Origin of the sequence: Pseudarthrobacter sulfonivorans (assembly GCF_014712225.1) — a bacterium.
GTDB classification, from domain to species: Bacteria; Actinomycetota; Actinomycetes; order Actinomycetales; family Micrococcaceae; genus Arthrobacter; species Arthrobacter sulfonivorans.
This window is the reverse complement of record NZ_JACXBW010000008.1, coordinates 65,933-82,288: the sequence shown is the minus strand read 5'-3', so window position 1 is coordinate 82,288 and position 16,356 is coordinate 65,933. Positions and strand designations below refer to the sequence as shown.

Here is a 16,356-nt window from a genome sequence, read left to right as displayed (position 1 = left end):
GCTTCTCCTGTGGCTACGGTAGAGGTGTGCCGTACAGGGAGGAAGCAGAACCGCTGGAACAGCCGGAGCAGCGAGGATCTCAACAAGCCCGGCTGCTTACCGATGCCGCTGCCCTCAAGAGGTTTTCGCGCCGCGGGTTCCTGGCAGGAGCGGGCGCCTCAACTGTGCTCGCGGCGGACATGCTCTTCACCCGCCGGGTCCAGGCGGAGCGGCGGGTCAACAGAATCCTGCAGGTCCCTGACGACTTCGCCGACGCCTACTATCCGAATGCCAGCTGGTTCCTGTTCCCGGGTTTCAAGACCAGCTGGGAAGAGGCGCAGTGGATCCTGAACGCCCTGCGGGGGTCGCTGAACAAGCGGGGCCAGCTCGCCGCCGTCGGCTATTCCAACCTGGGGCTGGATATCGACCAGGTGGTGATTGCGGTCATTGAACACGTCCGCGCCAGGAAGCTCACCAAGCTCTACTTCTACGGACACAGCTTCGGCGGCATGGTGGCCACCCAGGTGGCCGCGCGGCTTCGGGAACTCCACGGCGTGGAGGTGGAGTTCATCCTGCTGGACTCCACTCCCTTCAGCCGGAGCGATGTGCTGGACGAGAGCTGGTTCGACGGCGTTGTGTTCCTTTATGAGCGCGGCTTCCGGGTGCCCTCGGTGCTGAGGGGCAGCTACGAACTGGGGGAGCGCGTCATCCACAAGGACGAGCGGACCTGGCGGCAGATCTTTGACCAGAGCATGGAGCAGTTGTCCCCGATCGCGCCCTCCAGTGAGCTGATTCAGTCCGAGTCGGCGTACATCTACCACTTTGACGGAAACCGCTTCGTGGACCAGCTCGGCAGCGCGCGAATGGCGTATATCGGTAACACCAAGGACCGCACGGTCAGCTACCAGACGGCCAGGAACGCGTGGGCGGCCGCATTCGCGCCCCACATGGTGTCCATGGACCTGCAGACCGAGGGTGCCCTGCCGGCGCACGCGAGCCCGGGCTGGAGTCCGCTGGTCTACCGGCCCATCGTGGACAAGTTGATGGACCAGTTCTTCCCGCTGCCCCGCGGCGGCTCGAAAGTTAGCGTCTTCTAGATCTGGTTCTTCAGGTCCGCCACGGAATTCAGCACCTGGTTGGGCCGGAACGGGTAGGCGGCAATATCCCCGCGCTGGGTAATGCCGGTGAGCACCAGCACCGTGTGCAGCCCTGCCTCCATGCCGGCAATGATGTCGGTGTCCATCCGGTCCCCGATCATCGCGGTGGTTTCGGAGTGGGCATCGATCTGGTTCATCGCGGAACGGAACATCATGGGATTCGGCTTGCCAACGATGTACGGTTCCCGCCCGGTGGCCTTGGTGATCAGGGCGGCGATGGCACCGGTGGCGGGCATGGGTCCGTCCTTGGACGGGCCGGTGGCGTCAGGGTTGGTGGCAATAAAGCGGGCCCCGGCCAGGATCAGGCGGATGGCCATGGTGATCGCTTCGAAGGAGTACGTGCGGGTTTCGCCGAGCACCACGAAGTCCGGGTCCTGGTCGGTGAGGATGAAGCCTGCCTCATGCAGCGCCGTCGTCAGCCCTGCCTCCCCGATCGTGTAGGCACGGTTCCCCGAACCGGAACCACGCACCTGGTCCTTGAGGAACTGGGCGGTGGCCAGGGCGGACGTCCAGATGTTCTCCTCGGGAATCTCGAGACCGGAGGCACGGAGCCGGGCCGCCAGGTCGCGCGGCGTGAAGATGGAGTTGTTGGTCAGCACCAGGAAGCGCCTGGACGTGTCCACCCAGCGCTGGATCAGCTCCGCGGCGCCGGGGACTGCCTGGTTTTCGTGGACCAGGACGCCGTCCATGTCCGTCAGCCAGCATTCGATCTCCTGGCCGCTGCGGTAAACCGCCGGGTTTCCCACTACCTGGTCTGCTTCTGCCACGTCTACCTCCACCGGTGATGAATGCTCCAGTGGTCCAGTCTAGTGTTGAGGGGTGAATCAAACGCCCGGGAACCCAACCGAAGCCCAACCATTCGGGACCACACAGTCAGCAGAGGAGCCGGTGGAACTGGAACCCAGGGCGGAGGTTGGCGTCGGACCCTGGGAAGGTGAGCTGCCCGAGGGTGAGCATTGGGACCCTGAACTGCTGGCGGACGGGGACCGGCGCAACGTAGTGGACCAGTACCGGTACTGGAAGCACGACGCGATCGTGGCGGACCTCGATTCCAAGCGGCACAACTTCCACATCGCCATCGAAAACTGGCAGCACGATATGAATATCGGGACCGTGGTGCGCACCGCCAACGCGTTCCTCGCCAAGGAAGTCCACATCATCGGACGACGCCGGTGGAACCGGCGCGGGGCCATGGTCACCGACCGTTACCAGCATGTCCGCCACCACCCCACCGTTGAGGATTTCGTGGCATGGGCGCAGGGGGAGGGGCTGGCCATCATCGGCATCGACATTTTCCCCGACTCCGTGCCGTTGGAGACCTACGAGCTGCCCAAGGACTGCGTGCTGGTGTTCGGCCAGGAGGGCCCGGGGCTGACGCCGGAAGTCCACGACGCCGCACTGGCCACCCTGTCCATCGAGCAGTTCGGTTCGACCCGGTCGATCAACGCGGCCTCGGCTGCCGCGATCGCCATGCACGCCTGGATCCGCCGGCACGTGTTCAACCAGACGGTGTCCTAGCGTGTCCTCCCCCTCGGCGAGATGACATTTCGCGGCAGTCCCGGCCCGCAACATTGCCGCGAAGTGCCATCCCGGCGAGGCCGCAGACGTTAGTGTTACCGGCCCGCGTGACCCGAAACACTGCCCTCTGCAGAGAAATGGCTAGGATGGTGGCTAGCCGTAAGAGGTCTACTCCAGGGTCAGAACCCATAGACGAAAACTCAGCATAGGAGTCAGCATGCCCATTGCAACCCCAGAGATCTACTCCGAGATGATTGACCGTGCCAAGGCCGGTGGCTATGCGTTCCCGGCCGTCAACGTCACGTCCTCGCAGACGCTGAACGCCGCACTGCGCGGCTTCGCCGAGGCTGAGTCCGATGGCATTGTCCAGGTGTCCACCGGCGGCGCCGCCTACTGGTCCGGCGCAGCTACCAAGGACATGGTGGCCGGTTCGCTTGGTTTCGCCGCGTTCGCCCGCGAAGTGGCAAAGAACTACGGCGTCAACATCGCCCTGCACACGGACCACTGCCCCAAGGACAAGCTGGACGGCTTTGTCCTGCCGCTCCTCGCAGCGTCCGAAGCCGAGGTCAAGGCCGGCCGCAACCCCATCTTCAACTCGCACATGTGGGACGGGTCGCACGAGCCGCTGAACGAGAACCTGAGCACCGCGCGGGAACTGCTGGAGCGCACCGCGGCCGCGAAGATGATCCTCGAAGTGGAGATCGGCATCGTGGGCGGCGAGGAGGACGGGGTGGAAAACGCCATCAACGACAAGCTGTACACCACGGTCGAGGACGCCCTGGCCACCATCGAAGCCCTCGGCGCCGGCGAGAACGGCCGCTACATCACGGCCCTGACCTTCGGCAACGTGCACGGCGTGTACAAGCCCGGCGGTGTGAAGCTGCGCCCGGAGATCCTCAAGGACATCCAGGCCCAGGTGGGCGCGAAGCTGGGCAAGGACAGCCCGTTTGATCTGGTGTTCCACGGCGGTTCGGGCTCCTCGGACCAGGAGATCGCCGACGCCGTCTCGTACGGTGTTATCAAGATGAACATCGACACCGACACCCAGTACGCTTACACGCGTCCGGTGGTGGACCACATGTTCCGTAACTACGACGGTGTGCTGAAGGTCGACGGCGAAGTGGGCAACAAGAAGCTTTACGACCCGCGCGTCTGGGGCGCCTCCGCCGAAGCCGGCCTCTCCGCCCGAGTCGTCGAGGCAACGAAGCAGCTCGGTTCCGCCGGAAAGACGTTCTAAACATGTCCGACGAGTTCCGCAAGAACCTGATGGGCCCGGAGCCGACGCTCCTGCCTGCCGAGACGGACGTCTATCAGCAGTTGGAAGCCGGCCAGGAAGCCCTGGACCTGGTGGAGAAGCACCCCACCTCGTCGCTGTTGTGGGCCGTCCTGGCGGAGGAGGCCTGGGCCGAGGGCCGCACCATCGACTCCTACGCCTACTCCCGCGTGGGCTACCACCGCGGCCTGGACTCGCTGCGCCGCAACGGCTGGCGCGGCGTGGGCCCCATCCCCTGGGAGCACGAGCCCAACCGCGGGTTCCTGCGGGCGCTGTACTCGCTGGGCCGTGCGTCCGCGGCCATCGGTGAGGCCGAGGAGCCCGAGCGCATCGAGAAGTTCCTGAACGACTCCGACCCGGCCGCGAAGGCAGCCATCGAAGGCAAATAACTGCATGGTCCCACGCCCGCAGGGTTCCCTGGCCGTGGATCCGCGCCGGTGAGCCCCGGCCCGAGCTTGCGAGGGCAGGGAGCCGGTGTGGCCTTGCGAGGCGACGGAGCGGGTGGGGAACGACGGCGGGCGGTCACCTTCAGAAGAAAGGTGACCGCCCGCCGTCGTACGGGGTTAAGCGGTGGCGAATGTCAGCTGGCAGCCTTCGCCAGGCCGGTGCGGGCCATGGCGTCAGTGTAGGCGACGCGCATGTCCTCGAGGTACTGCTCCTGGCGGGCGGGGGTTCCGGCGAACGCGCGGCCGCTGAGGGAACGGACTTTGTAGGTCTTGAGGCCGCGGCGCCAGATCATGGGCACCTCGGTCTTCAGCAGCAGGTTGGCGAGGCGGTTGGCTTCGGTGCCGTGTGCCACGATCACCGAGGCGCGGGGGACCAGCGCCAGGAACTTAAGCAGCGGCTTGAGGCCGGAGGAGATCTGGTCCGGGGTGAACTTACCGTTGACCTCGCCGGGGGTGTGCCACGGGTGGACGTTCCACGGCATCACGAACTCCGGGCGCAGGCCCAGCTTCCACTGGATTCCGAGCATCCGGGTAGCGGCGTCATCGTCGCCCGCGGTGATGAACCCGGACGGGTCCGCACCACCGATGTTGGAGTAGAGGCTGATGATGCGGCACTCGTCAACGTCGTGCATGGGGTCGACGTAGGGAACTTCAGTGTGGGGCTTGACGCTCTGCAGGGAATCGCACAGCTCGTTGACGACGGCGACGTTGGGCTCGTAACGGCGGCTCATGAGCTGTTCACGGAAAGATTCGGGGGCCAGGGCTGTCATATAGTGCAAAGTCTCCTGCGGGGCTCGGTGCTGCGCCACCCCGGAAATGGGCGCAGTAGGGCGCGGAAAATCCGGGATGGTTTGAAATGTGGTGTGGACCGATTCCTAGTCGATCTACATCAGTCTATCAAGCCCAGCGAAACGAAACGCCGGTGGTCCTCCAATAACTTTTCGTGGAGGCCGGCCGGCAGGGTCTGAACCGGCCAGGATGCTCCGTGATCCCGCCGGATTCCTAGCCTGCGGGGCTTCTGGGCGGACAACGTCGGTGATCGGCTAAACTTGGGTGGTAAGGGCCCCGGAACTCTTGCGTTAGCGTCGCCTCCTGGCGGACAGCACCTGAAGATTCGGGGCATTCTCATGTACGGCGCTGAGCCATCGCGGCCTGGCCCGAAAGAATGGGGGAGGATCCCATGCCAGCAATCGTGATCGTAGGAGCCCAGTGGGGCGACGAAGGAAAAGGCAAGGCGACCGATCTTCTGGGCGGCCGCGTTGATTATGTCGTCAAGCCGAACGGCGGCAACAACGCGGGGCACACCGTCGTCGTAGGCGGTGAGAAGTATGAGCTTAAGCTCCTTCCGGCCGGCATCCTGAGCCCCAACGCGGTTCCGATCATCGGCAACGGCTGCGTGGTGAACCTCGAGGCCCTCTTCCAGGAAATTGACGGACTGGAGGCCCGGGGCGCGGACACGTCCAAGCTCCGCGTTTCCGCCAACGCCCACCTGGTTGCGCCCTACCATCAGGTGCTTGACAAGGTGACGGAGCGCTTCCTCGGCAGCCGTGCCATCGGTACCACCGGCCGTGGCATCGGCCCGGCCTACATGGACAAGGTGGCCCGCCTGGGCATCCGGGTCCAGGACGTTTTCGACGAGTCCATCCTCCGCCAGAAGGTGGAAGGCTCCCTGCGCCAGAAGAACGAACTCCTGGTCAAGGTCTATAACCGCCGCAGCGTTGTGGTGGAAGAGATCGTCAGCTACTTCCTCTCCTTCGCCGACCGCCTGCGCCCGCTGGTCATCGACAGCACACTGGTCCTCAACAACGCCCTGGACGAGGGCAAGGTGGTACTGATGGAAGGCGGCCAGGCAACATTCCTGGACGTGGACCACGGCACCTACCCCTTCGTCACCTCCTCCAACCCGACGGCCGGCGGCGCGTCCGTTGGCTCGGGGATCGGCCCCACCCGCATCTCGCGCTCCATCGGCATCATCAAGGCCTACACCACCCGCGTTGGCGCCGGCCCGTTCCCCACCGAACTCTTCGATGAGATGGGCCTGTACCTGCAGAAGACCGGCGGCGAGTTCGGCGTGAACACCGGACGGCCGCGCCGCTGCGGCTGGTACGACGCCGTGTTGGCCCGCCACGCTTCCCGCGTCAACGGCTTCACCGACTACTTCGTCACCAAGCTGGACGTCCTCACGGGTATTGAGCAGATCCCGGTCTGCGTCGCCTACGACGTGGACGGCGTCCGCCACGACGAAATGCCCATGACGCAGACCGAGTTCCACCACGCTGTGCCCATCTTCGAATACTTCGACGGCTGGACCGAGGACATCACCGGCGCCCGCACCCTGGAGGACCTCCCGGAGAATGCCCGGAACTACGTGCTGGCCCTCGAAAAGCTCTCCGGCACCCGCTTCTCGGCGATCGGCGTCGGCCCGGACCGCGACCAGACAATCGTGGTCCACGACCTCATCAACGACTGACATGTGGGCCCACGCCGGCTAGGAAGCGGGTGGGGACGTCCGACGGCGGCGGGTCACCCTTTGGGTGGTCCGCCGCCGTTTTCTGCCCGGACGGGCCGTTGTTTTGGCCGCTGACCCGCTGTTTTGTCCGGGTTGGCCGCCGCCGCCCGGAGTGGATGGACGCAATTTACGCAAGGTTAACGCCGCCGGTCTTGTGAGGCTGCATGGGCGCCCGCGAGACTTTTAACATAAGGTGAACGGATCAACAGATCGTTCGACCACACCCGCGGAATGATGGCGCAAAGACGCGTGCCCGGGCCTGCCAGGTGACAATGACGCCACCAGGATGGGCCCCCGCCGACCGGAAGGATTCTTGTTATGGCTGGGATATTTGAAGTTTTCCTCGACTCCGATTCGCTCTTCAGGTTCAGGCTCAAAGCACCCGACGGCACCGTAATGGCCGTCTCCGGGGCTTTCGAGGACAAGCACGCAGTCGCCGCAGCAATCGCCGCTGTCCGTGAATGCGCCGGAACCGGGCTGGTTACCGATCTTTCCGCCGCCGCCCATCGTGGCCAGCGCGCCGCCGCCTCCGTGCCCGTTCCGGCCCGGTCCGTGACGGCACCTTCCGCGGGGGCCGAGTCTGCATGTGACATACAGCAGGTGCCGGTCAGCCGGGTCCGCGCTTTTGCCCACTTCAATGCGGTGCGCAGCAGCGTATAAGGAGCTTTTCAAAGTTTTTTGTGACAGCGCGTAACCCTTGGCAGGCCCGGAACGATTACCCCTATGAAGCGCCGGTCTGAAACTTGTCCCCCATCAGGTTTCAGACTGGCTCTTTTGTTCCTCACAGGTGCTCGCATTGCTCCACGGCAGCGTGGTTACCGAAGGGTACAGTTAGCGGGAACACCTCCCCCCAACGAAGGCCCCTACGTCCGTGACCGATGCGCTGACAGACGATGTTTTGCGCGCGCGCGCCCGGGAACCGGAGCTCTTCAGCATTGTGTACCGAGCCTACGCGGCACAGGTCCTGGGCTACCTCACAGCCCGCGGGGTAGAAGATCCGGAGGCTGCTATGCAGGAAGTGTTCCTCGCCGTCCTGCCGCGGCTGGAGGCGGTCACCGGTGGCGTGGCCGGGCTACGGACCTTTGTCTTCTCGGTGGCCCACGCCCGGATCGTGGACGACCACCGGCGCCGGCGCCGCGCGCCCGTTGAGCTTCCGTTCGAACCCGACCTGGACGGGCGCGAAGGGTCATCAGCCGAAGATGAAGTCATGGAGCGCATCTCCCCGCTGGAGTTACAGGACCTCCTCAGCGTCCTCCCGGACGAGCAGCGCGAGGTCCTCACCCTGCGCCTGATAGCCGGCCTGACCATCGAGCAGTCCGCGGAGGTCATGGGAAAAAGCAGCGGTGCCGTGAAGCAACTGCAGCGGCGCGCTTTGATCCGGCTGCGGGAGCAGTCCGCGGTGAAGGAGTATGTGGCACCATGACCTCCAACACCAGCCCCCTGCTGAGCACCGTGGACGAAATGCTGCTCGACGCCGGCGAAACCGACGCGGCCCTTCGCGCAGCCCTGCTCTCCCTGGGCGCCTTCGCGTCCCTGCCGGTCCCTGAGCCCCGCCCTGAGCTGGCAGCTCTCCTCTCAGCGCAGACCGCCCAGCTTGGCCGCCATCGGCGGCGGCGCAGGCACCGGACTGCTGAAGTGGGCCTTGCCGTCATCGCAGGGATGGGGCTTGGGGTCTCAGGTGTGGCAGCCACGGCCTCCGGCCCGAAACTGCATGCCAGCCCTTCCATCCAGCAGATGTTGCAGGACTGGGTTCCTTCCTGGACCATCGCGGGGACTCCTCCCGCCGGCAGTGCCGGAAGCGACCTGCCCGGGGTATCCGCGGCGGGGCCTGCCGCCGAGGACGCGTCGGCGCCTGCCGCTCAGGAAAGTACGGATGCGGAACCTGCGGGACGCAGCCCTGCCGGGCAGGAATCGTCAGCGTCTGAATCCGATGCGCCCGGACGCCCTGAGCACGGTGCTGTCGGGCGGAGCAACAACCGGGATTCGGCGGACCGGGGTGCAGGTGACCCAGGTGCAGGTAACCCAGGTGCCGGTAGCTCAGCGGCCGACGGCGGCGCGTCACGGAACGCGGCAGGCGCCACCGGTCCTGGGATCCCGCAGGACAAGACCGCTCCGGAAGCTCCCCCACGTGGCGCGGCCGGTGCCCCTGCAGGCATGCTCGAAAAGACCGGGAAGCTCGTGACCGAAGCACCCGCCGTCGTCGGGAATCTGGCCTCAGCCATCCTGGACCCGGCAGCGAAAGAAAAAACCGGGGCCAGCGATGCCGGCCCCGGTTCCATCTGGCTGAAGAAGTTCAACCGCTAGTCAGCGGCGCTCCGGAAGATACTGCCCCGGGAAATCAGTGCTCTGGAAAAATCCAGGCACTCCCGTCAGGACAGGAGTTGCCGGCGGGAGGAGATCACGCCGGTGTCGAAGCCGGCCAGGTGCAGGCCGCCATGGAACCGGGCGTGTTCGATCTTCACGCAGCGGTCCATCACCACGTTGAGCCCGGCGGCCTCGGCGTCTGCGGCCACGGCTTCATGCCAGGAACCCAGCTGCAGCCAGAGAGTCTTGGCGCCGGCCGCAATGGCTTCGCCCAGGACACCGGGGAGGTCATCGTGCTTGCGGAAGACGTCCACGATGTCCGGATTTTCGGGCAGATCGGCGAGCGAGGCGTACGTGGGCTGGCCCAGGATCTCCTTGACCACGGGATTCACGAAGTACACGTTGTACCGTGTGGACGACTGCAGATAAGTGGCCACAAAATAGCTGGCGCGCGACGGCTTGTCCGAGGCGCCCACAATCGCAATCGACTTGGCTGAGCGCAGCAGGTTCAGGCGCTCCGGTGCGGAAGGGCCTTCCCAGGTACGGGTTTCGATGCTCATGCGCGGGCTCCGATCGTGCAGGAATCGGCTTCGAGGGTGAAGCCTTCAGTGGTTGCGTCACCTGAAGCCCCGGCTGCCGAGGCCTCGGTCAACGCCTGGTCCAGGTCCCACAGGATATCGTCAATGTCCTCCAGGCCCACCGAGATTCGCACCAGGTCCTCGGGAACCCCGGCGGACTGGAGCTGTTCCGGGCTGAGCTGCTGGTGGGTGGTGGAACCCGGGTGGATGACCAGGGTGCGGGAGTCGCCCACGTTGGCCAGGTGTGAGGCGAGCTGCAGGGATTCGATGAACTTCTGCCCCGCCGCGCGGCCGCCCTTCACGCCGAAGGAGAACACCGAGCCGGGGCCCAGCGGCAGGTACTTCTGTGCCCGCTCGAAGTGCGGGTGCGAGGGGAGCCCGGAGAAGTTCACGTAGGCCACCCGCGGATCGGCTTCGAGCCATTCGGCCACGGCCTGGGCGTTCTTCAGGTGCTCGTCCAGCCGCTGCGGCAGGGTTTCCACGCCCTGCAGCAGCTGGAACGCGGACAGCGGGGAGAGCGCCGGCCCGATGTCGCGCAGCTGCTCGCAGCGCAGCTTGGTCAGGAACCCGTACTCGCCGAAGTTGCCCCACCAGGAGACGTTGCCGTAGGAGGCCACAGGCTCGGTCATGGTGGGGAACTTGCCGTTGCCCCAGTTGAACCGGCCGCTTTCGACGATCACGCCGCCCAGGGTGGTGCCGTGCCCGCCGAGGAACTTGGTGGCGGAGTGGATCACAATGTCGGCGCCGTGCTCGATGGGCCGCACGAGGTACGGCGTGCTCAAGGTGGCGTCGACGACAAGGGGGATGCCGGCGTCGTGCGCCACCTTTGCCAGCCCCTCAAGGTCCTGGACTTCCGACGACGGGTTGGCCACCACCTCGACGAAGATCGCCTTGGTGTTTTCCTGGACCGCCGCGGCGTAGTCCGCGGGGTCGGTGCCGGGGACGAACGTGGTGTCCACGCCGAAGCGGCGCAGCGTCACATCCAGCTGGGTGACGGTGCCGCCGTACAGCTGGGAGGCGGCCACGATGTGGTCACCGGCCTGGGTCAGCGCGGCGAACGTGATGAACTCCGCAGCCATGCCGGACGATGTTGCCACCGCTCCGATGCCGCCCTCCAGTGAGGCGATGCGCTCTTCGAACGCGGCCACGGTGGGGTTGCCGATGCGCGAGTAGATGTTGCCGTACTTCTGCAGTGCGAACAGGTTGGCAGCGTCCTGGGTGTCCTTGAACACGAAGGACGTGGTCTGGTAGATGGGCACCGCGCGGGCGCCGTGCTCGGCGTCGGGGGTGCCGCCGGCGTGAAGGGCGCGGGTGCGGAAGCCAAATTTGCGGTCAGACATTAGACGGCCACCTTTTCAGAGACAACGGCCGGAATGCCGGAGAAGTCGAGTTCCGTGCCGTTCTTGCGGGCGAGGTCGGCTTCGAGTTCGCGGACGATCGGCAGGATGTCCTGGCCGAACGCCGCCACTTCCTCCTGGAAGTGCAGGTAGCCGGTGAGGAACAGGTTCACGCCGATCTTCTTGTATTCGACGATCCGTTCGGCGATCTGCTCCGGGGTGCCGATCAGCTGGGTTTTGAAGCCGTCGTTGTACTGGACCAGGTCCTCGAAGCTGGAGTCGGCCCACATGCCCTTGCCGTCCTTGGTGGACGCCCCGGCTTCCTGCACGGCGTCCCGGAAGCCCTGGACTGCCGGCTTGTGTGCCTTCGCCACGATCTCGCGGAGGGTGTCGCGGGCTTCCTTCTCGGAATCACGGGCGATGACGAAGCCGTTCAGGCCGAACCTGGGGGCGGGGAGGGCGCCGTCAGTGCCGCGGCGGGTTTCGCCGGCAGCGCCCACCACACCTGCGATGTTCTCCTTGAAGCCTTCCAGGTCCTTGCCGTTGGAGAAGTACCAGTCAGCAACCCGGCCGGCCGTGGCCTGGGCCGCGGTGGAGTTGCCGCCGAAGAAGATCTCCGGGTGCGCGCGGCCGGGAACGTCAACGGGGGCCGGGTTCAGGGTGAAATCGGTGATGTTGTAGTACTTGCCGGACTGGCTGTATTCCTGCTCGGTCCACAGCCCGCGCAGGACCCTGATGAACTCCTCGGTGCGGACGTAGCGTTCGTCGTGCTCCAGCCACTCCAGGCCGAAGTTGGTGAACTCGTTCTTGAGCCAGCCGGAGACGATATTGACGGCGGCGCGGCCGTTGGAGATGTGGTCCGCGGTGATGATGAATTTGGCCAGCACGCCGGGGTGCCACATACCCGGGTGGACGGCGGAGATGACCTTCAGCCGCTCGGTGGCTGCCAGGAGGGCGAGGCTGAACGAGGTTGCCTCGTGCTGCTTGTCCGCGCCGTAGGAGGCGGCGTAGCGGGTCTGCGTCAGGGCGTACTCGAAGCCGGAGTTCTCGGCGATCCGGGCCAGCTTCTTGTTGTAGGCAAAGTCCCAGCTGGTCCGCTGTTCGATGGTGGAAACCACCAGGCCACCGGAAACGTTCGGCACCCAGTAAGCGAACTTCAGCGGCTCGGAAAGACGGGCAACGTTGCTGATGTCATTCATGAATTTTCCTTTGCTAGGGTCCGCTCGCGCAGGACGTCCTGGATTCCGGCTATCGCCGGCTCGTTCTGGAGTGAGGTGGTGTCGCCCAGGGCGGTCCCCTCAAAGAGCTGGGTCAGCAGCCGGCGCATGATCTTGCCGCTGCGGGTTTTGGGGACATCGGGAACCACGACGACGTCGCGCGGCTTGGCGATCGGGCCGATCGCCTTCGCGACGTGGTTGCGAAGCTCCTCGGCGGTGGAACCGGTCGTCACCGTCGAAGACTTAAGGACAACAAACGCGACGATCGCGTGCCCCGTCTTGGCGTCAGCCACCGGACACACGCCGGCCTCCACCACGTCCGGGTGGGACACCAGCGCGGACTCGATCTCGATGGTGGACAGCAGGTGGCCCGACACATTGAGCGTGTCGTCCACGCGGCCCAGGATCCAGATGTCGCCGTCGGCGTCGTACTTGGCGCCGTCGCCGGCCAGGAACCAGCCCTGCTCGGCGTACTGCCGCCAGTATGAGTCCAGGTAGCGCTGGGGGTTGCCCCAGACGGTCCGCGCGATGGACGGCCCGAAGGCGTCAACCACAATGAATCCCTGGACGCCCGGCGGAACTGTCTTGCCGGCGTCGTCCACGATCCTGGTACTGACCCCGGGCAGCGGGCGGGCCGCGCACCCCGGCTTGAAGTCGGTGTCCGTGGGGGCGGGGGAGAGGATGGTGGCCCCGGTCTCGGACTGCCACCACGTGTCCACCACGGGGGCCGTGCCAGCGCCGACGTTGTGCCGCAGCCAGCGCCACGCCTCCGGATTGACGGCTTCGCCCACGGTCCCCAGCATGCGGATGGAGGAGAGGTTGTAGGTGTCCGGCACGCCGTCCGGGAACCAGCCCATCAGGGAGCGGACCAGGGTGGGGGCCGTGTAGTACTGCGTGACGCCGTAGCGTTCGATGATTTCGAAGTGCCGGCCCGGGTGCGGGGTGTTCGGGGTGCCTTCGAAAATCACCTGGGTGACGCCGTTGGACAGCGGTCCGTAGATCTCGTAGGTGTGCGCGGTGACCCAGGCCAGGTCCGCCGTGCACCAGTGCACATCCGCGTCGCGCAGGGCCGGATCCGGGTTGCTGAAGAGGTGCTCGTAGCTCCAGGACGCCTGGGTGAGGTAGCCGCCGGACGTGTGGACCAGGCCCTTGGGCTTCCCGGTGGTCCCGGAGGTGTACATGATGAACAGGGGCGTCTCGGCGTCGAACGCCTCGGGCTCGTGGACGTCCGGGGCGCTTCCGACGGCGTCGTGCCACCACACGTCGCGGCCTTCAGTCATGGGGACGGCAGCGAGTTCGTCCGCCGGGGTGGTGCGGTTGACCACCAGGACGTGCTCGATCGCGTTGTCCCCGCTGACGGCGGCGTCGGCGTTGTCCTTGACGGGAACGGCGAAGCCGCGGCGGAACTGGCCGTCGGTGGTGACCAGCAGCTTGGCCTGGGTGTCCTCGACGCGGAACTTCAGCGCCTCGGCGGAGAAGCCGCCGAACACCAGGGAGTGGATTGCGCCGATCCGCGCCACGGCGAGGGTGATGATGATGGTTTCGGGGATGACCGGCAGGTAGATGACCACGCGGTCGCCTTTGGTGATGCCGAGGTCCAGGAGGGCGTTGGCGGCCTTGGACACTTCCCGCTGGAGTTCGGCGTAGGTGATGGCGCGGCGGTCGCCCGGCTCGCCCTCGAAGTAGAGGGCCACCTTGTCGCCCCGGCCGGCCTCCACGTGGCGGTCCACGCAGTTGTAAGCCACGTTCAGGCGGCCGCCGGCAAACCATTCGATGCGCGGCACGGAGTACTCCGCGTCCTCGGCGGGAACGGCCGGGCCGCTCAGCCGCTGTGCCTTCTCAAAGGTGTGGGCTGTGTGCCAGGGTTCGGCCCACTCGAGGCGCCGGGCGGCGTCCTCCCAGAACACGATGCGCTCGGCCTCGGTGCCGGGGTGCGTGGCTTGCTTGGTTTCCGCGGTGCTCAGGCCCATCGTTTTACCGCCCATTTCTCTGCCAGGCCCAGGAGGGCGTCGGTCAGTTTTCCGATCACGGCCAGCAGCACGATGGCGAGGAAAAGCCTGTCGGTGCGGCCGTTGTTTTGTGAGTCGATCAGCAGGAAGCCAAGCCCCATGGAGGAGGCAATCAGTTCCGCCGCCACCAGGAACAGCCACGCCTGCGCCAGCGCCAGGCGCAGCCCGGAAAATACGGCGGGAACCACGGCGGGCAGCTGCACGGTGGTCAGCAGCCGGACCCCCTTGAGCCCGAAGGCGCGGGCGGCTTCCACGAGGTTGCGGTCCACGTGCCGCAGGGCCAGGGAAACGGTGGTGAACACCGGGAAGAAGGCGCCGATGATGATCAGCGTGACCTTGGAATCCTCACCGATCTTCAGCCAGAGGATCAGCAGCGGCACCCAGGCCAGCGAGGGGACCGCGCGCAGGGCGCCGATGGTCGGCGCGAGCAGGGCGTCGGCAATCTTCGAGAGGCCCACGGTGGCGCCCAGGATCAGGCCCAGCGCGGCGCCGATCAGGAACCCGATCACCACCCGCTGCGTGGAAATGGCGATGTGGGTGCCCAGTTCGCCCCGGCCCAGCAGTTCGCCCGCCGCGCCCAGCACCATTGCCGGGGGAGGAAGCTGGACCACACTGAACAGGCCGGTGGCGGAGGCCGCCTGCCAGGCCGCCAGCAGGATTGCCGGGATGATCAGGCCAAGGGGCAGACGCGCCCAGTTCCGTGAACGGACTCCGGCGGGAGACCATCCCGTTGCCGGAGCGGGTGCCGGAAGGGCGCCCGTCCGGGCAGCGTCTGCCGTTGCTGCGGTAGCGGCTGCAGCGCGCTCATCCGCAACACTGTTGCCGGTGAGGAAGGGATTTCCCGGATTGCTCATCAGGAACCCTTGATGGCTGACGGATCAGCCTTCTTCACCAGCGAGTCGTCGAGAAGGGAGGCCACGGCGTCGTCGATCTGCTTTTGGGTCTTGACGTCGCCGGTTTCCACGAAGGTGGGGCCGATCTTCTCCAGTACTTTGCGCTGCGCCTCACCGGGCGCGGCGTCTACGTCCAGGTTGCTGCGTTCCAGCACCACGGTCTTGGCCACGGCCAGGTCCAGCCCGGCGACATCCGCCAGGATCCGGGCCGTCTGGTCGGGGTTGGCGGCGGCCCAGGCGCGGGCCTTTTCGTAGGCGTTCACCACGGCCTGGGCCAGTTCGGGTTTGTCCTTGAGGAAGGACTCCGTGGCGTTGAGGAAGCCGTAGGTGTTGAAGTCCAGGTTCCGGTAAAAGAGCTTCGCGCCCTTCTGTTCGGCGCCGGCCATGATCGGGTCGAGGCCGGACCACGCCTGGACCGAGCCGTTCTCCAGTGCGGTGCGGCCATCGGCGTGCTGCAGGTTCTGGACGGTCACGTCGCCGGGCTTGAGGCCGGCCTGTTCGAGGGCCTGCAGGAGGAAGAAGTAGGGATCGGTGCCCTTGGTGGCAGCCACGGACTTGCCCTTGAGGTCGGCCACGGACGTGATGCCCGATCCGGCGGGGGCAACCATGGCCGCCCATTCCGGCTGGGAATAGATGCTGATGGTGCGGATCGGCGAACCGTTCGAACGGGCCAGGAGGGCTGCGGAACCTGCGGTTGACCCGACGTCGATGGCGCCTGACCGCAGTGCCTCATTGGCCTTGTTCGAACCCGCCGACTGGATCCAGTTGACGGTCACTCCCCGATCCTTGAGGGACGCTTCCAGCCAGCCCTGGTCCTTGATGACCAGGCTGAGCGGGTTGTACGTGGCGAAGTCGATGTTCAGCGTCCCGCCCGAGGTGCTGCCGGTGGCCGCCGCCTGGCCGGAGGAGCCCTCACCTGCAACGCAGCCGGTCAGCGCCATGGCCGAGACGGCTACTACGGCTGCTGCCCCGAGGAGGGAACGGCGGGTGAGGGGGCGTGCGTGCTGCATTGTTTTCCTTTGCGCTGGTGCTGCGGAGTAACGGAAGTCCGGCCGCAGCGGGTTAGTGCCCGACGGCGGAGCTTGCGTCAGTGGATTAACGGAGTTTGGTCTGTGGCCAGGACGACTCCTGCTGGC

Annotated in this window: 16 protein-coding genes; 8 read left to right on the top strand and 8 right to left on the bottom strand. The window is 66.0% G+C overall.

Going from position 1 to position 16,356, the window contains the following annotated elements; translation table 11 throughout:
• Positions 1–26 precede the first annotated feature (26 nt).
• Positions 27–1,076 (top strand): alpha/beta fold hydrolase, encoded by a 1,050-nt coding sequence (locus tag IAQ70_RS11770; RefSeq protein ID WP_190989505.1) that lies wholly within the window; start codon positions 27–29, stop codon positions 1,074–1,076.
• Here the strand turns inward: IAQ70_RS11770 and IAQ70_RS11765 are convergent.
• On the bottom strand, positions 1,073–1,903 hold the full coding sequence (locus IAQ70_RS11765; protein ID WP_317983643.1) for an HAD-IIA family hydrolase: 831 nt from the start codon (positions 1,901–1,903) through the stop codon (positions 1,073–1,075). The two genes, IAQ70_RS11770 and IAQ70_RS11765, sit on opposite strands and share 4 nt — an antisense overlap.
• A gap of 52 nt (positions 1,904–1,955) precedes the next feature.
• Here IAQ70_RS11765 and IAQ70_RS11760 point away from each other — a divergent pair, with 52 nt between their 5' ends.
• The 3 genes from IAQ70_RS11760 to IAQ70_RS11750 all read left to right on the top strand — a co-directional run bounded on the left by IAQ70_RS11760 (position 1,956) and on the right by IAQ70_RS11750 (position 4,316).
• Positions 1,956–2,654 (top strand): TrmH family RNA methyltransferase, encoded by a 699-nt coding sequence (locus IAQ70_RS11760; protein ID WP_407682581.1) that lies wholly within the window; start codon positions 1,956–1,958, stop codon positions 2,652–2,654.
• Positions 2,655–2,871: 217 nt separating this feature from the next.
• Positions 2,872–3,891: a class II fructose-bisphosphate aldolase gene (gene fbaA, locus IAQ70_RS11755; RefSeq protein WP_164202582.1), complete on the top strand. Its 1,020-nt coding sequence runs from the start codon at positions 2,872–2,874 to the stop codon at positions 3,889–3,891.
• A 2-nt stretch (positions 3,892–3,893) separates the two neighbouring features.
• Entirely contained in the window at positions 3,894–4,316 is a 423-nt protein-coding gene (locus tag IAQ70_RS11750; RefSeq protein WP_190989503.1) for a DUF3151 domain-containing protein, read from the top strand.
• 191 nt (positions 4,317–4,507) lie between these two features.
• Here the strand turns inward: IAQ70_RS11750 and IAQ70_RS11745 are convergent, their stop codons facing one another.
• Positions 4,508–5,143, bottom strand: coding sequence for a uracil-DNA glycosylase family protein (locus IAQ70_RS11745; protein WP_190989502.1), 636 nt, complete (start codon positions 5,141–5,143; stop codon positions 4,508–4,510).
• Positions 5,144–5,553: 410 nt separating this feature from the next.
• Between IAQ70_RS11745 and IAQ70_RS11740 the strand changes: the two genes are divergently transcribed.
• From IAQ70_RS11740 to IAQ70_RS11725, 4 genes are all read left to right on the top strand, one after another.
• Entirely contained in the window at positions 5,554–6,843 is a 1,290-nt protein-coding gene (locus tag IAQ70_RS11740) for an adenylosuccinate synthase (protein WP_190989501.1), read from the top strand.
• Between the two features lie 357 nt (positions 6,844–7,200).
• A complete protein-coding gene (locus IAQ70_RS11735) occupies positions 7,201–7,542 on the top strand; it encodes a YegP family protein (RefSeq protein WP_190989500.1) in 342 nt (113 codons plus the stop codon).
• Positions 7,543–7,753: 211 nt separating this feature from the next.
• Positions 7,754–8,305, top strand: coding sequence for an RNA polymerase sigma factor (locus IAQ70_RS11730; RefSeq protein WP_190989499.1), 552 nt, complete (start codon positions 7,754–7,756; stop codon positions 8,303–8,305).
• Positions 8,302–9,186 carry a hypothetical protein gene (locus IAQ70_RS11725; protein ID WP_190989498.1) on the top strand — a complete coding sequence of 295 codons (885 nt, stop codon included), beginning with the start codon at positions 8,302–8,304 and terminating at the stop codon, positions 9,184–9,186. The genes IAQ70_RS11730 and IAQ70_RS11725 overlap by 4 nt, the downstream gene beginning before the upstream one ends.
• 65 nt (positions 9,187–9,251) lie before the next feature.
• Here IAQ70_RS11725 and IAQ70_RS11720 read toward each other — a convergent pair whose 3' ends face one another.
• Genes IAQ70_RS11720 through IAQ70_RS11695 form a run of 6 tightly spaced genes read right to left on the bottom strand, consistent with a single transcriptional unit; the run spans position 9,252 to position 16,230 of the window.
• Entirely contained in the window at positions 9,252–9,746 is a 495-nt protein-coding gene (locus IAQ70_RS11720; protein ID WP_190989497.1) for a CoA-binding protein, read from the bottom strand.
• Positions 9,743–11,104 carry an O-acetylhomoserine aminocarboxypropyltransferase/cysteine synthase family protein gene (locus tag IAQ70_RS11715; RefSeq protein ID WP_190989496.1) on the bottom strand — a complete coding sequence of 454 codons (1,362 nt, stop codon included), beginning with the start codon at positions 11,102–11,104 and terminating at the stop codon, positions 9,743–9,745. Before IAQ70_RS11715 ends, IAQ70_RS11720 begins: the two co-directional genes overlap by 4 nt.
• The gene (sfnG, locus tag IAQ70_RS11710; RefSeq protein WP_190989495.1) at positions 11,104–12,300 is read right to left on the bottom strand and encodes a dimethylsulfone monooxygenase SfnG; all 1,197 of its coding nucleotides are present in this window, start codon (positions 12,298–12,300) and stop codon (positions 11,104–11,106) included. Before sfnG ends, IAQ70_RS11715 begins: the two co-directional genes overlap by 1 nt.
• Complete coding sequence (gene acs / locus IAQ70_RS11705) at positions 12,297–14,303, bottom strand: acetate--CoA ligase (protein ID WP_407682580.1); 2,007 nt, start codon at positions 14,301–14,303, stop codon at positions 12,297–12,299. Before acs ends, sfnG begins: the two co-directional genes overlap by 4 nt.
• Positions 14,279–15,181: an ABC transporter permease gene (locus IAQ70_RS11700; RefSeq protein ID WP_190989494.1), complete on the bottom strand. Its 903-nt coding sequence runs from the start codon at positions 15,179–15,181 to the stop codon at positions 14,279–14,281. The genes acs and IAQ70_RS11700 overlap by 25 nt, the downstream gene beginning before the upstream one ends.
• The gene (locus IAQ70_RS11695) at positions 15,181–16,230 is read right to left on the bottom strand and encodes an aliphatic sulfonate ABC transporter substrate-binding protein (RefSeq protein ID WP_190989493.1); all 1,050 of its coding nucleotides are present in this window, start codon (positions 16,228–16,230) and stop codon (positions 15,181–15,183) included. The genes IAQ70_RS11700 and IAQ70_RS11695 overlap by 1 nt, the downstream gene beginning before the upstream one ends.
• Between the last annotated feature and the right edge of the window lie 126 nt (positions 16,231–16,356).

Bases quoted from the DNA above. Each gene is read 5' to 3' on its own strand.
- sfnG (WP_190989495.1), bottom strand. From the start codon at position 12,300: ATGAATGACATCAGCAACGTTGCCCGTCTTTCCGAGCCGCTGAAGTTC.
- IAQ70_RS11750 (WP_190989503.1), top strand. From the start codon at position 3,894: ATGTCCGACGAGTTCCGCAAGAACCTGATGGGCCCGGAGCCGACGCTC.
- fbaA (WP_164202582.1), top strand. From the start codon at position 2,872: ATGCCCATTGCAACCCCAGAGATCTACTCCGAGATGATTGACCGTGCC.
- IAQ70_RS11700 (WP_190989494.1), bottom strand. From the start codon at position 15,181: ATGAGCAATCCGGGAAATCCCTTCCTCACCGGCAACAGTGTTGCGGAT.
- IAQ70_RS11725 (WP_190989498.1), top strand. From the start codon at position 8,302: ATGACCTCCAACACCAGCCCCCTGCTGAGCACCGTGGACGAAATGCTG.
- IAQ70_RS11735 (WP_190989500.1), top strand. From the start codon at position 7,201: ATGGCTGGGATATTTGAAGTTTTCCTCGACTCCGATTCGCTCTTCAGG.
- acs (WP_407682580.1), bottom strand. From the start codon at position 14,303: ATGGGCGGTAAAACGATGGGCCTGAGCACCGCGGAAACCAAGCAAGCC.
- IAQ70_RS11715 (WP_190989496.1), bottom strand. From the start codon at position 11,104: ATGTCTGACCGCAAATTTGGCTTCCGCACCCGCGCCCTTCACGCCGGC.
- IAQ70_RS11740 (WP_190989501.1), top strand. From the start codon at position 5,554: ATGCCAGCAATCGTGATCGTAGGAGCCCAGTGGGGCGACGAAGGAAAA.
- IAQ70_RS11745 (WP_190989502.1), bottom strand. From the start codon at position 5,143: ATGACAGCCCTGGCCCCCGAATCTTTCCGTGAACAGCTCATGAGCCGC.
- IAQ70_RS11695 (WP_190989493.1), bottom strand. From the start codon at position 16,230: ATGCAGCACGCACGCCCCCTCACCCGCCGTTCCCTCCTCGGGGCAGCA.
- IAQ70_RS11720 (WP_190989497.1), bottom strand. From the start codon at position 9,746: ATGAGCATCGAAACCCGTACCTGGGAAGGCCCTTCCGCACCGGAGCGC.